Below are 13,480 nucleotides of genomic sequence, written 5' to 3' on the forward strand. Positions count from 1 at the left end.
ATAAGGGGTTGACCTCCGGAAAGGACAACCCCTGTCTGTTTCATTACACACCGAATGGATTCAGTGGACGATTGCCGAAATAGGAAATGATGCTCTTCGTCTCGGTATACAGGTCCAGCGTCTCGACGCAAAGCTCCCGACCGAACCCGGATTGCTTGTATCCGCCGAACGGGGTGCCAGGGAACGCGGAGAATGGGCAGTTCACCATGACGATTCCGGCCTGGATCGCTTTGGCCACCCGTGTTGCACGCCCATGATTCTCCGTCCAGATCGCAGATCCGAGACCATATTCGCTGTCATTGGCCATGCGGATCGCTTCTTTCTCATCCTTGAACGTCATCACAACCACGACTGGTCCGAAGATTTCTTCTTTTACGGCTTTCATGTCATGGCTGACATTGGTGATGATCGTCGGCTCATACCAGCTTCCCTTTTCAAAGCCTTCCACCTTTGCTTGCTTTCCTCCGGTCAGGATCGTTGCCCCATCTTCTTTTGCCGATGTCACATACTCATGGATTGTATCCACCTGCTTCTGATCGATGACGGCCCCGATATGTGTTCCTTTGTCGTGAGGATCACCGAGGGTGAGCTTCTTCGTCTTCTCGACGAATTTCTCCATGAACGCATCATAGATATCTTCATGTACATACAGTCTGGACCGGGCTTCACAGGATTGACCGGTATTATAGAAGATTCCGAAGAGAGACCCGTCGACCGCTGCATCCAGGTTGGCGTCCGGGAAGACGATATTCGGGGATTTCCCGCCGAGCTCCAGGGTGACGCGCTTCAATGTCTGTGACGCCCTTTCCATGATGTTCTTCCCTACAGGCGTCGAGCCTGTGAACGCGACTTTATCCACGTTCTTGTGCTCCACCAAATAATTCCCCACCGTTGAACCCGAGCCTGGAATGATATTGATGACTCCTTCCGGTACGCCGGCTTCAATACAGATCTCACCCAGGACGATTGCGGTAAGAGGGGTCAGGGTCGCAGGCTTCACGATCACGGAGCATCCGGCGGCAAGGGCGGGTGCAATCTTCCATGCGGCCATCATCAATGGATAATTCCACGGAATGATCTGCGCACAGACTCCGACCGGCTCCTTCTCTGCTACATTGGTGAATTGACCCGGGACCGGATTCACCGTGCCCCTGTGACCGACGATGGCGCCTGCATAGAACTCAAAGTCCTCGATCGCCTGCATGACCTGACCCTGTGCAGCCGACAGGGCCTTTCCGCTGTCCATTATTTCTAGCTCCACCAGCTCATTGAATCTTGACCGCATGATCCCTGCGATTTTATTAAGAGTACGTGAACGTTTATTGACAGGAGCCTTTTTCCATTTGCCGAAATCAAAGGCATTGCGGGCAGCCTGTACGGCTTTCTCTGCATCCTCTATGCCTGCAAGCGACACGGTGGCAAGTAGCTCCCCTGTAGCCGGATTATAGGTGGTGAAGGTTTCGCCGGATTCACTTTCCGTTCGCTGTCCTCCGATAATTAAGGAATAATGTTCCCTCTTCATTTCCAACACGTCAAACGTCTGTTCTTTCACTGTCGACATCTCTTCATCTCCTTTGGGATTATCGTCCTTCGAAAACAGGTTTCTTCTTTGCCATAAATGCTTCGACACCTTCCCGGTGATCCGCGGTCATGCCGGCCATCCGCTGGGCGTAGGCTTCTTTCTCCAAATACTCGTCAAATGTCCGCTTCGGCGCATCCTTCAATAGCCGCTTCATCGAACCGATCGCCTTCGTCGGAAGGGAGGCGATCCATCCTACGAATCTCGCAGTCTCCTCTTCCCATGAATCAGCCGGGATCACTTTGGTGGCAAGCCCGAGATCTTCTGCTTCCCGAGGACTGACCTTTTCACCGAGTACAGCCAGTTCCATCGCCTTTGCATAGCCTACCAGATTGCTTAAGTAATAGAGATTGCCGGAATCCGGTACGAGCCCGACATGGACAAATGATTGGATGAAGCTTGCTTTCTCGGAGACCAGGCGGAAGTCGCAGGCGAGGGCGAGGCTGAAGCCGGCACCGGCGGCGACCCCGTTGACGGCGGCAATGACCGGTTTCGGACAATCCTCCATCGCCTTCACCATCGGCCCATATTGGCGACGTAACACTTCACCGTGATCCATGTTCTCATCCACCTCACTGAGATCCTGGCCGGAGCAAAAGGCCCTGCCTTCCCCGGTGATGACGATCACCCTCACCCCTTCATCCCGTTCTGCCGTCTTGACCGCCTTTTGGATTTCCCGATTAAGCTGGAGGATGAAGGCATTGAGGCGGTCCGGCCGATTCAGGGTGATCCAGGCTGCTGAGTCCTTCACTTCATAACGGATGGTTTCAAACATGGCTTACCTCCCCTTGAATTCGGCTGTCCGTTTCTCCACAAACGCCTTCATTCCTTCTTTTTGATCTTCAGAGGCAAACAACAGATAGAAGTTCTTCCGTTCTTGCTTCATCCCTTCCGATACCGTGGCATCCACCGCCATGTGTACCGATTCTTTTATCAGACGCAGCGAAAGCGGAGGCTTGTCGGCCAGCTTTCGGGCAAAACGCTTTGTTTCTTCTATTAATAAAGACTGCGGGATCGTCCGGTTGACGATGCCCCACTGTAAGGCCTCTTCGGCTGAGAACGTATCACCTGACAGGAGCCATTCCATTGCCCTAGTCTTCCCAAGCAGCTTCGTGAGCCGCTGGGTTCCCCCGGCACCGGGCATGACGCCGAGATTCACCTCGGGAAACCCGAAACGGACATCCTCCGCCGCAAACAACAGATCACAGCTGAGGGCAAGCTCAAATCCCCCGCCGAGGGCAAATCCATGCACGGCTCCTATAATAGGCTTTTTGATGAGGGTCATCCGGTCCCAAGGTGCGAAGGGATCCAGAAGCTCAAAATCGACTGGACCGGCATCTGCCATTTCCTTGATATCGGCACCCGCCGCAAAAGCGCGTCCCCTTCCCATCAGAAGAATGACCTTCACGCTTCCGTCACGATCGAGCCGCTCGAACGCTCCGACCACTTCAGAGACCATCTGGCGATTCAGGGCGTTCAGCACATCGGGACGATTCAATTCAACGATCCCGATTGCATCCTCCACCTTCACCGTGATGAATTCATCACGCTGACCCATCGGTCTCTTCCCCGATCATAAGGGTGACGAGGTCTCCGGCAAATCCCATGAGATCCTTGCCCGATGCCTTTCCTTCAGGCGATTTCATACCTGCTTTCATTGATTCATGGCTGTCGTAGTACATCTCGCACATCAGATAATAGTCGCCCTCCCCGCCCATCGGAGATCCTGTGATCTTCGTCACCACCATCTTCTTCAGACCGGGGATCTTTGCCGTGATCGGTCCGTGGGTATTGAAATAATGCTCATCAAACGCTTCCTTATCCTCCGGGTGCTTATACAGTGCAATCAACTTAACCATATCCATCTCTCCTTTTCTTTTTTACATGGTTGTGGAAATCGGCTTCATCGCTTCAAATGGGTTCCGGCACTCCTTGCAGTACAGGATGCTTCTGCACGCTGTCGGTCCGAATAGATTCTCCATTGACGTGTAATGGGAATCGCAATATGGACAATGGATCTCCCACTCTTCCAGGCTCGTAAATGTCTCGGGAGGCGGGGCGATGCCGAATTCTTTCAGCTTCTCCCTTCCATTTTGTGTGAGGCGGTCCGATGTCCAAGGTGGTGTATAGACGAAGCGTACTTCGACTTCTTTTATTCCCGGTTGCAACATGCACGCCTTTTTGACATTTCCTTTGATGATATCCAGAGCCGGACATCCGGCAAAGGTGGGTAGGAGCTTGATGGTGCAGCCCTCCCGCCTCATCTCGATTGAATGGACCATTCCGAGATCGACAATCGAGATGGAGTCGATTTCCGGGTCCTTGACCGTTTCAAGCATTTTCATGACCGTCTGTTCCATGCCTTCCCTCCTTTACCAGGTTGCGGATGCCTCCAGTCTATACACTTCACTGAGTGTATGAAGGGCATCAGTCAGATCACCGGTATGTTCTCCCTTACGCCCATCTCCCCTTAAGCTCCGGATGACCGGTGGATGCTGGACTCCTGTCGAATCGAATGGTTTCTTCAGCGCTTCTGTCCATCGGGAGGCGAGAATGGCTTCCTCTTCAATGAGTCCATATCGGGCCATGTTTTCCCCGTCCGTTCCGAGGGTCAGGACCCCCAGAAAGTCGTCACATATCCGCGAGACGGCGTCTTCCATCCGTTTCCTCGCCTCCCCGCCTGCATTCATAAGCTGCGTGAACCACGTCTGCCAGTGAAGAAGATGATAGTACAGCTCCGTGTTGATCTTGACGGCAGCCTCTGCAAGCGGACCATAACTTGACTGCTTGAGGGAATCCATGCGAACCTTCTTCGCCACCGTATAGAAATAATGTCTCACGACAGCAAACGCCCAGTCATACCGTGGCTCGATCAGGTAATCACCCGGTCCATTGACTTCCTCCAAGATGATGGCATTCCTTCGTTCTTCCGGGGGACGGCCATGGGCGAGCTCGTCTTCGGTTCCTTCACCGAGGCCTTCCAACAGCTCGTAGATCATGGAGGCGTGCCCCATCGTATCCTGATTGATCGAGGAGAAAGCCACATCCTCTTCGATGTGTGGTGCCAGGCCCAGCCATTCGGACCCTCTGTAGGCAAGGATGAAATCATCATCTGCCAGCAGGTAGAGGAGAGAGGAGAGCGCCTGCTTATATCCTTCATCCGGGATCGTGTTCAACTCGTACTGATTCATTTCTTCTTCACCAACTCTCCCCAGGACATGATTTCTTTTTCATCGAGCATCTCCTGCTCGTATTGACGCCACTTTTTCTTCAGATAACCGTAGCCTTTCGCATTGCGGTAATCCTTATTATCGAGCCGCTGCAGCGTTCCCCTTTCATCCGGGGTCATCATGCGCACATCGGAGCGTTTGACCACCCAGATGTCCGAGACCGGTTCACGCCTCATGAAATTCTCCTGGGCCATGATCATGGCAAGCTCGTGATTCGGAGCGAGAAGGCTGAATTGATGCTGCATGACCGCTCCGTCCGTCCGCTTGCTGAAGACTTCGAATTCCTGGTAAAACTGCTTATCCCCTGACATCTTCTCACTCTCCCCTTTAACTCAGTGCTTCCCGGACCCAGGCATTGTTTTCATAGGACAACTCCCTGAGGCGGAGGCGCTCCCTTGACTTTGGACCGTTGTTTTTGATGATCTGTTTGAACTCCTGCCAGTCAGGCTGCCTGTATGTCCATTCCCCCGTCGCTTCATCGAACGCCATCGACGGGTCCGGTAACGTAAGACCGAGCGACAGGATCCTCGGGACATATTTAGTGAAGAAATCCTGCCTGAGCTGTTCATTTGTCTTCGTCCTGATCTTGTACTTAATCGTGATGTCCTGCTTGGACGACCCCGTCGTTTTGACATCTCCAGGACCGAAGAACATGAGCAGTGAATCCCACCAGCGGTCGACGGCATCCTGTACCATCGCACGCTGATTCGGCGTACCCTCTGCAAGGGCCATGATGATAGCTTCGCCGTGCTGTGCATGGAAGACTTCCTCTGCACAAATCCGCTTGAGCGCTCGAGCGTACGGCCCATAGGAGGCATTCAACATATTGGTCTGGGTGATGATCGCAGCCCCATCCACCAGCCATCCGATCAGCCCCGCATCCCCCCATGTCGGTGCTTCCATGTGGAAGACATTATGGAACTTCAGGTCACCTGAAAAGAGGTCGCGCATAATGTCCTCCCTTGTTTTCCCATACGGTTTCATTAAATCCTCGGCTACACGCAGAAGGAGTTGACCGTGTCCCATCTCGTCCTGTACCTTCGCCATGATTCCGAGCTTCCTGCGCAGGGTCGGCGCTTTAGGGACCCATTCCTTTTCCGGCAGGGCCCCCATGATTTCACTGATCCCGTGCATGGAAATCAGCTTGATCAGTGCGTTCCGATAGTCATCAGGCATCCAATCATCCGCTTCGATCTTCCTGTCTGCCTCGATCTTTTCCAAAAATCCTGTCATGAGTTCCTCGTCTGTCCTTTCCTGACTGATCATGTTTTCAGCCTCCTTCTGGCAGCGACCGCTGCTCCTTTAGTGACTTATCAACCCTTCATTCCTCAAATCGACTACCCTGACGGCTTTCCCTTCCGATCGCGGAATTTCGTTCTTGCCTACAAGCGTGACGTCCATGGAGACGTAGCAACGATCCTTCATCATCTCCTTCACCTTTGAAGCAAGCAGGATTGTCTTCTCATGTGAAAGTTCATGTGAAATCTTTTCAGAAAATGAATCGCTGATCTCGACCCTGAGCTCTACCGCATCCAAGGCTCCTTCCTTTCGCAGATACACCTGATAATGAGGGGAAAGCTCCTCGATCTGCAGGAGATTGTGCTCGATTTCCGAAGGAAACACATTGACGCCACGGATGATCATCATGTCATCCACCCTTCCCTTCACTCTTGACATCCTCGTCGTTGTGCGGCCGCACCTGCATTTCCCCTTCGTGATGGAGGCAATGTCACCGGTCCGGTACCGGATAATCGGAGATGCTTCCTTCGTCAAACTCGTGAACACGAGCTCACCGAATTGCCCTTCATCCAGTGTCTCGAGTGTAACGGGATCAATGACCTCCACAAGGAAATGATCGTCTGCGATATGAAGACCATCCTGCGCTTCATGGCATTCCATGGCGACACCCGGTCCGACGACCTCACTCAGTCCGTAGATATCGCACGCCTTGATTCCAAGCTTCTTCTCAAGTGTCATCCGCATCGTCTCTGACCATGGCTCAGCACCGAATATCCCATACTCCAAGGAAAGTCCTGCGGGATCCTTCCCTTGAGACTCCATCGTTTCGGCTATCGTCAGAATGTAGGAAGGCGTCCCGCAGATGACGGATGGACGAAAATCTTCGAGAAGGGTGATCTGTCTTGCCGCGTTGCCGCCAGATACCGGCACCGTCGTCATCCCCAAACGTTCACTTCCATAATGGAGCCCAAGTCCTCCCGTGAACAAACCGTACCCATAGGCATTATGAAGGATGCTGCCAGGTTTCCCGCCGCCTGTCGCAATGGCCCGTGCGACGATCTCACTCCACATTTCGATGTCCCCCCTGGTGTACCCGACAACAGTCGGCTTCCCGCTCGTTCCAGACGAAGCATGGATCCTGACCATGCTCTCCTTCGGTACGGCAAACATACCGAAGGGGTACTGCGATCGGAGGTCAGTTTTATTTGTAAGCGGTAACATTTTTATATCTGACAAAGAATGCAGATCGGCAGGATGGACCTGATGCTCATCAAACTTTTTCCGGTAAAGGGGTACATGATCATAGACCGCGGCCAGCGTTTGCTTCAGCCTGCTCCACTGCAGGGTTTCCATTGTTTCACGGTCCAACGTTTCCACTTCATGAAGGATCACCCGCACCTCCACCTTCCTACTATTTTTTATATAACGTTAAAATACCGATTCATTAAAAACGTGTTATATATAGCTATTCAAAACATACCGCCTTTTCCCCTCCCATGTCAATATATTTTCTGAAAATTAAATCTTATAGGAAGAAAAAAACACCTGACTCCGTGATGGAATCAGGTGAGAACTGGCTTATTCCGTGTAGGCTGGGTCCATGGATGCTTCTTTTTGCTCTTTTTCAATTTCATGGTCCCGTTTGATCCTGCCATTACCTACTGACAACGCGACGAATACGCCGACACTGATGAAGATGAGACCTGTCAGGAAAACGGTCGTGAACGCATCCGACCATGCCATTTCGACAGCAGCAATGACGGCTTTCCCGATTTCCTGTGGCAGTTGGAGAACATCAGGGGTCACAAGGACTCCGAACAAGCTGTCTGTCTTATCGCTCAATGCCTTGAGGACTTGTGCAACTGCCGGATTTGATTCGCTGGATGCGACATCCTTCATATTCCCTTGAAGGGACTGATTCATAACCGCGTTTAATACGGTGATACCGATCGTTCCTCCGATCGAACGGAAGAAGGTCGAAGCCGATGTGACAGCACCCAGACGGGACTTCGGAAATTCATTCTGGATGGCAATCATCAAGGTCGGCATCACAAGGCCCATCCCGAAGCCCATCACCACCATATAGAGATAAGCAGTGAATTCCTTCGATTCAGGTCCCATGGTGCTCATGAGCAGGAAGCCGAGAACCGTGATGAGCATGCCGGTCGTCAGGACCGTACGGAACTTCAGCTTCAACAGAAGCCTTCCCCCGATGATGCTCGCGACAATCAATGCGATCATCATCGGCGTCATCGTGGATCCTGCCTGGGTAGGCGTCACGCCCAAAATCCCCTGCATGAACATCGGTACAAACATGATGGCGCCGAACATGCCGAGTCCGAGAAGGAACCCGAGGGCGTTCGTTGTGGCGAAGACGCGATTCTTGAATAAACTCAGATCCAGGATCGGCTCCTTCGCCTTCTTCTCGACTAAGCCGAATATAACTAAGAAAAGAATAGCTCCACCGAATAGGAGGAGGCTCGTTCCGGACGTCCAGGCGAATTTGTCACCGCCGAAGTTCAGTACAAGCAGAAGCATCACGAGTCCCGGTACCAATGTGATGATGCCAAGGTAGTCAATACTGACCTTCTCTATTTTGCGCCCAAGGTTTTCATTTTTCAGCCCGATATAAAGAAGGATGGCCGAAAGGAACCCAAACGGTACATTGATCAGGAAGATCCAGTGCCAGCTGATGCTGTCAACGATGACACCGCCAATGAAGGGGCCGATGACAGAGCTGAGGCCGAATAACGCACCAAATACCCCCTGCCACTTCGCACGCTGTTCAGCAGAGAAGATATCACCGATAATCGTCTGGGACAGCGGCATGATCATGCCTCCCCCGATCCCCTGAAGGCCGCGGTAGAACACGAGCTGTTCCATCGTACCGGCTGTGGCACACAAGCCTGATCCTATGATAAAGATAATGACACCAATCAAATAAAGCAGCCTTCTTCCATATAGATCCGACAGCTTCCCGACAATGGGTGTGACGACCGTGGATGTGATCAAGTAGGCGGTCGTCACCCAGGCGAAGATGGAAAATCCATTCAGTTCCGCAATGATGGTCGGCATCGCTGTTCCCACCACGGTCTGCTCAAGGGCACTGAAGAACATCCCGATGATCAGACCGGTCAAGACCAGGCGCCTATTGATTCCTGTTTGTTGTTCTGACACGTTCATTCTCTCCTTTTGTATGTTCTATAATGGCAGCGAGTCTTTCATATGTCATCACCAGCTGCTTGATATCCGCTTCTTCTAAATAGGATAAATACCGGGTAAAAATCTCTTTCCGAACAACCTTCGCTTTCTCAAAGATTGCCCTTCCTTCCTCCGTACTATCCAATTTGACGATCCTGCGATCGTCCTCATCCCTCTCCCTCCGGACTAGACCCGCCTTGATCAGCCGGTCGACCATCACCGTAATCGCACTCGGATTCACCTCAAGTTTATCAGCCAACTCGGTCGGCTTCGCACCACCTTCTTGGCATAGGAGATACAAGATGTAGAATTGTGGTCCCGTGAGATGAAGTTCTTTGAATGCCTGCGCCATATCCTGCTGTATTTGCCTGTTGGTTATATAAAATGCTTTAAAGAGCCTTTCAATATAGCCAGGCGGGACATCATTCTTCTTCATGGCCTGCCCCCTTTCTTACACACTATAATATTTAACCTGTTTAAATATTAATGTCGTGATCAATAAATGTCAATACAGATCCGACGGAAAATATAGTCTGAAAAAACCCACTATATAAACTTTTACAAGTAAATGCTTACATCGCTTTTCTCCGTTTACTTCACTCCGTAAGCTCTTTATAATCGGGATGGAACCTTTTTAGGAAAGGAGCTTGCTCCACCATATGAAATTATTCAAAACATATCTTATTATCGTCATAGGTGCCTTCCTCATGGCCCTGAATATACATTTTTTCCTAACGCCAAATAACCTTGCCCTAGGAGGCACAAGCGGAGCGGCGATCGTCCTTGCGGAAGTCATCAACCTCCCTGTCGGAGCCTTGATGCTTGCCTTGGACGCCTCTCTCTTCCTCCTCGGCCTGATTTTGATCGGTCCGGCCTTCGGGATCAGATCTGTGATTGCCACCCTGATACTTAACGGTTTCGTGTGGGGAATGGAATCATTCTTCCCCGTCCACCAGCCGATCAGTCCCGATGTCCTTGTACAGGTTGTGATCGGAACCTTGCTCGGTGCCGTGGGAGTCGCCATGATCTTCTATCAGGAAGCATCCGCAGGAGGAACAGGGGTATTAGCCCAGGTTCTTCACAGGTACATCAATGTTGAACTCGGCACCGCCGTCCTTCTGTCCGATGTACTCATCGTCCTCGCCTCGGCTTTCTTGTTCGGACTGCAGACGGGGTTGTACGCATTCTTCGGATTGATCCTGAAAGGAGTGCTGGTCGATAAAAGCATCCAGTTCTTCAATGAGCGGAAAGAAGTGGTCATCATCAGCGAGAAGAGTGAAGACATCCGCGGATTCATCATTCACGAACTCCATAAAGGGGCCACGGTCCATTCAGCAAAAGGCGGATTTTCGGAAGATGATAAGGAAGTCATCACCACGATCTTGGAGCGCAAGGACTTTTCTAAACTCAAGACCTACATCCAGGCAACCGATAAAGAAGCATTTATCACGGTCCACTCCATGCATGAAATTTGGGGACGGAATTTCCGATCCTTTGCATGATGCGTATAAAAAGGCTGATCCACACTGGTTTACAGTGGTGGATCAGCCTTTTTGTATGGAGATTTAATTCTGGAGAAATGAGGAATGCGATGGAGATCGTTCCTTTACGCTGCAGGCGCTTGCTTTCCTGCGGGGAGGGCGTCGAGCCTCCTCGTTCCTGCGGGGTCTCGCCACTCCTCCTTTTCCGCTGGAGTCAAGCGCCTTCCGCTTCAATGCACTCTGTGATTTTTAAATAGGTAGGGTGACAATTTTTTTGATGGAATAGCCATTTATTTATAAGTGAGACTCATCTCTTATCTGGTTCCTTTCTGAGTGGAGATTTAATTTTAGGAGTGATGAATGCGATGGGGATCGTTCCTTTACGCTGCAGACGCTTGCTTTCCTGCGGGGAGGGCGTCGAGCCTCCTCGTTCCTGCGGGGTCTCGCCACTCCTCCTTTTCCGCTGGAGTCAAGCGCCTTCCGCTTCAATCCACTCTGTGATTTTCTACTTGTCTTCCGTGTTTTCTAATGGTGATTCGCTCACTGCACCTCTTTTTAAGATGGAGGACCTTATACCACTCGGAATTATCACTTAACCATTCACTGTAATGTTCTCATGAAAGGAGACTTCATAACTAACATGGTTTCTGAAGTTACTACTTCATCTATTTAAAAAGCCCACCGTACCCCCATTATCTCCACATAGTGTAGTGCAGCGGAGGGTGGCCGACTCCTGCGCAAAAGGCGGACGGATGAGACCCCGCAGGCACGAGGAGGCTCATCGCTCGACCCGCGGAAAGCGGCCATCCGCAGCGGAACGGAACGAACCACTACCACCGCTATCCCCCTCCAAATAAAAGAGTGGGAACGGATTTGGCACCATCCTTATGCTGGGGCAGATCACGTTTTTACCTCACCACTCTTCACCGCATAGTGCAGTGCAGCGGAGGGTGGACGACTCCTACGGGAATAGCGCGCAGGGTGAGACCCCGCAAGAATGAGGAGGCTCACCGCAAGCCCCGTGGAAAGCGGCCATCCGCAGCGGAACGGAACGAACCACTACCACTACACCCCTTTTCCAACTATCCAGTAAACCGGATTAGTATAAACCAAACTTATTTTCAATTATTTCCACAAATCTATTTTCCAAATATATTTTGTGTTACACTTAAGTAAACGGTCCGCCACACTATCAATGGAATACGTCTCACTAATCAAATGGGGTGCAAATTTGAAACAAATCGAAGTACAAGAGGTCACAAACCTCCGCAGCCTTTCCAAAGGACATGTCGCCTACTTCTTCACCGATCAGGAAAAATACGTTTCCAACGTTGTGGATTATGTCATCGCCGGACTCCGTCAGGACGAATGCACCATCATCGTCGAAAGCGACCGGATGGCTCCTATGATCGTTCTTAAATTGGCACAACTGCTTACAGCACCTGAACTCGACCAGGTCAGGTTTCTCAATAATTATGAATTTTACTATGCACATGGAGACTTCCGGATCAACTCCATCCCCGATCTTCTCCCCACCCTGTTCAAAGGGGAATTCGATCCCGATATGGGGTACAGGACATGGGCACATATTGAATGGAGGGATGAAAGCGAAGTGAGTAAGCTCCTTCATTCAGAACAACAAGCCGATTTCATCGTCGAACAAGAGAATCTCCTATCTGTGTGCGCATATGATTCCAGACTCGTCAGCGGGGATTTCAGGCAGCGCCTCCTTGCAAGCCACCCTATCCATCTATATGATAAAGATTGACCCACTCAAAAAAACTGCCCCGACGGGACGACCGTCGGGGCAGTTTCTGCTCATTCACTCATTGTCTTTTGTGACTAATTTCAATGGTACAGGGATCATTTTCTCGACCTTTTCCCCATTCAGCACATCGGCCCCTGCCTGCACGGCAAGCTTGCCGATTTCTTCCGGTTGTTGGGCGACGGTTGCGGACAGATTCCCTTCTTCAATGCTCTTCAGGGCATCTTCGTTCCCATCAAATCCAACGACCAGTACATCCCGTCCTGAGCTCTGGATGGCCTGTTGGGCACCCAAGGCCATTTCATCGTTATGGGCGAAGACGGCCTTGATATCAGGATTACCCTGAAGGATGTTTTCCATCGTATTGAGTCCTTGCGTCCGATCGAAGTTGGCGGTTTGCTTCGCCGCTACGTCAAGCTTGTCGTCAGCAAGGTTGTGGAAGCCTGCTCCCCGTTCACGTGTTGCAGATGCTCCAGGTACCCCTTCAAGCTCGGCCACTTTCGTCCCTTCACCCAATTCTTTGATGAGATAGTCGGCGGCCATTTCCCCGCCCTTTTCATTATCAGAACTGACGAGGGTGGCCACGTCGCCTTTATCCGCCGAACGATCAAGGGTGACGACTGGAATCCCGATGCTGTTGGCCGACTGTACAGCTGTAGAGATAGCCGATGAATCTGTCGGGTTAATGAGAAGAAGATCGACGCCTTGTTGGATCAAATCTTCCACGTCATTGATCTGCTTCGCCGCATCATTCTGGGCATCGACGACGATGACTTTCATGCCCTGCGCCTTTGCTTCTTTCTGCACCCCTTCTTTGATGGAGACGAAGAACGGGTTATTCAGGGTCGAGACGGAGAGACCGATCTTCAGATCTTTCGGATCCTTCTTCCCGCTGGGCTTCGCCCATTCAGGGGGCTGAAGGGAGCAAGCTGCCAGGAATACGAGGGAGATACTCATCATAAGTACAATCAGTTTTTTCATGTGG

14 protein-coding genes are annotated in these 13,480 nt (G+C 51.3%); 2 read left to right on the top strand and 12 right to left on the bottom strand.

The annotated features are described in order from the left end of the window. Positions 1-43: 43 nt before the first annotated feature. The 11 genes from ACNA6I_RS15980 to ACNA6I_RS16030 form a co-directional block, all read right to left on the bottom strand. On the bottom strand, positions 44-1,561 hold the full coding sequence (locus ACNA6I_RS15980; protein ID WP_048005733.1) for an aldehyde dehydrogenase family protein: 1,518 nt from the start codon (positions 1,559-1,561) through the stop codon (positions 44-46). Between the two features lie 19 nt (positions 1,562-1,580). Beyond that, complete coding sequence (locus tag ACNA6I_RS15985; RefSeq protein WP_048005734.1) at positions 1,581-2,354, bottom strand: enoyl-CoA hydratase-related protein; 774 nt, start codon at positions 2,352-2,354, stop codon at positions 1,581-1,583. Between the two features lie 3 nt (positions 2,355-2,357). Next, positions 2,358-3,137, bottom strand: a complete 780-nt coding sequence (locus ACNA6I_RS15990; RefSeq protein ID WP_048005735.1) for an enoyl-CoA hydratase/isomerase family protein — start codon at positions 3,135-3,137, stop codon at positions 2,358-2,360. Then, positions 3,124-3,438: an EthD family reductase gene (locus ACNA6I_RS15995; RefSeq protein ID WP_048005736.1), complete on the bottom strand. Its 315-nt coding sequence runs from the start codon at positions 3,436-3,438 to the stop codon at positions 3,124-3,126. The genes ACNA6I_RS15990 and ACNA6I_RS15995 overlap by 14 nt, the downstream gene beginning before the upstream one ends. A 21-nt stretch (positions 3,439-3,459) precedes the next feature. Then, complete coding sequence (gene paaD, locus ACNA6I_RS16000; protein WP_048005737.1) at positions 3,460-3,939, bottom strand: 1,2-phenylacetyl-CoA epoxidase subunit PaaD; 480 nt, start codon at positions 3,937-3,939, stop codon at positions 3,460-3,462. Positions 3,940-3,951: 12 nt separating this feature from the next. After that, positions 3,952-4,770: a 1,2-phenylacetyl-CoA epoxidase subunit PaaC gene (gene paaC / locus ACNA6I_RS16005; RefSeq protein ID WP_148797185.1), complete on the bottom strand. Its 819-nt coding sequence runs from the start codon at positions 4,768-4,770 to the stop codon at positions 3,952-3,954. Further along, a complete protein-coding gene (gene paaB / locus ACNA6I_RS16010) occupies positions 4,767-5,120 on the bottom strand; it encodes a 1,2-phenylacetyl-CoA epoxidase subunit PaaB (protein WP_048005739.1) in 354 nt (117 codons plus the stop codon). The genes paaC and paaB overlap by 4 nt, the downstream gene beginning before the upstream one ends. A gap of 16 nt (positions 5,121-5,136) precedes the next feature. Further along, complete coding sequence (paaA, locus tag ACNA6I_RS16015) at positions 5,137-6,075, bottom strand: 1,2-phenylacetyl-CoA epoxidase subunit PaaA (RefSeq protein ID WP_048005740.1); 939 nt, start codon at positions 6,073-6,075, stop codon at positions 5,137-5,139. A 36-nt stretch (positions 6,076-6,111) separates the two neighbouring features. Next, positions 6,112-7,440, bottom strand: coding sequence for a phenylacetate--CoA ligase family protein (locus ACNA6I_RS16020; protein ID WP_148797188.1), 1,329 nt, complete (start codon positions 7,438-7,440; stop codon positions 6,112-6,114). A gap of 186 nt (positions 7,441-7,626) precedes the next feature. Continuing rightward, on the bottom strand, positions 7,627-9,231 hold the full coding sequence (locus ACNA6I_RS16025) for an MDR family MFS transporter (RefSeq protein ID WP_148797190.1): 1,605 nt from the start codon (positions 9,229-9,231) through the stop codon (positions 7,627-7,629). Further along, positions 9,197-9,685 (bottom strand): MarR family winged helix-turn-helix transcriptional regulator, encoded by a 489-nt coding sequence (locus ACNA6I_RS16030; RefSeq protein ID WP_048014897.1) that lies wholly within the window; start codon positions 9,683-9,685, stop codon positions 9,197-9,199. The genes ACNA6I_RS16025 and ACNA6I_RS16030 overlap by 35 nt, the downstream gene beginning before the upstream one ends. Positions 9,686-9,908: 223 nt before the next feature. On the opposite strand from ACNA6I_RS16030, the gene ACNA6I_RS16035 reads away from it, so the two are divergent. After that, the gene (locus ACNA6I_RS16035) at positions 9,909-10,751 is read left to right on the top strand and encodes a YitT family protein (RefSeq protein WP_048005744.1); all 843 of its coding nucleotides are present in this window, start codon (positions 9,909-9,911) and stop codon (positions 10,749-10,751) included. A 1,210-nt stretch (positions 10,752-11,961) separates the two neighbouring features. Next, positions 11,962-12,498 carry an MEDS domain-containing protein gene (locus ACNA6I_RS16040; RefSeq protein ID WP_048014896.1) on the top strand — a complete coding sequence of 179 codons (537 nt, stop codon included), beginning with the start codon at positions 11,962-11,964 and terminating at the stop codon, positions 12,496-12,498. A 54-nt stretch (positions 12,499-12,552) separates the two neighbouring features. Here ACNA6I_RS16040 and rbsB read toward each other — a convergent pair whose 3' ends face one another. After that, entirely contained in the window at positions 12,553-13,476 is a 924-nt protein-coding gene (gene rbsB, locus ACNA6I_RS16045) for a ribose ABC transporter substrate-binding protein RbsB (RefSeq protein ID WP_048012180.1), read from the bottom strand. Positions 13,477-13,480: the final 4 nt, after the last annotated feature.

Source organism: Rossellomorea sp. FS2, assembly GCF_047915635.1.
Lineage (GTDB): Bacteria > Bacillota > Bacilli > Bacillales > Bacillaceae_B > Rossellomorea > Rossellomorea marisflavi_A.

Excerpts from the sequence above, each read along its gene's own strand:
- ACNA6I_RS15980 (WP_048005733.1), bottom strand. The coding sequence starts at position 1,561 with ATGTCGACAGTGAAAGAACAGACGTTTGACGTGTTGGAAATGAAGAGG.
- ACNA6I_RS15985 (WP_048005734.1), bottom strand. The coding sequence starts at position 2,354 with ATGTTTGAAACCATCCGTTATGAAGTGAAGGACTCAGCAGCCTGGATC.
- ACNA6I_RS15990 (WP_048005735.1), bottom strand. The coding sequence starts at position 3,137 with ATGGGTCAGCGTGATGAATTCATCACGGTGAAGGTGGAGGATGCAATC.
- ACNA6I_RS15995 (WP_048005736.1), bottom strand. The coding sequence starts at position 3,438 with ATGGTTAAGTTGATTGCACTGTATAAGCACCCGGAGGATAAGGAAGCG.
- paaD (WP_048005737.1), bottom strand. The coding sequence starts at position 3,939 with ATGGAACAGACGGTCATGAAAATGCTTGAAACGGTCAAGGACCCGGAA.
- paaC (WP_148797185.1), bottom strand. The coding sequence starts at position 4,770 with ATGAATCAGTACGAGTTGAACACGATCCCGGATGAAGGATATAAGCAG.
- paaB (WP_048005739.1), bottom strand. The coding sequence starts at position 5,120 with ATGTCAGGGGATAAGCAGTTTTACCAGGAATTCGAAGTCTTCAGCAAG.
- paaA (WP_048005740.1), bottom strand. The coding sequence starts at position 6,075 with ATGATCAGTCAGGAAAGGACAGACGAGGAACTCATGACAGGATTTTTG.
- ACNA6I_RS16025 (WP_148797190.1), bottom strand. The coding sequence starts at position 9,231 with ATGAACGTGTCAGAACAACAAACAGGAATCAATAGGCGCCTGGTCTTG.
- ACNA6I_RS16030 (WP_048014897.1), bottom strand. The coding sequence starts at position 9,685 with ATGAAGAAGAATGATGTCCCGCCTGGCTATATTGAAAGGCTCTTTAAA.
- ACNA6I_RS16035 (WP_048005744.1), top strand. The coding sequence starts at position 9,909 with ATGAAATTATTCAAAACATATCTTATTATCGTCATAGGTGCCTTCCTC.
- rbsB (WP_048012180.1), bottom strand. The coding sequence starts at position 13,476 with ATGAAAAAACTGATTGTACTTATGATGAGTATCTCCCTCGTATTCCTG.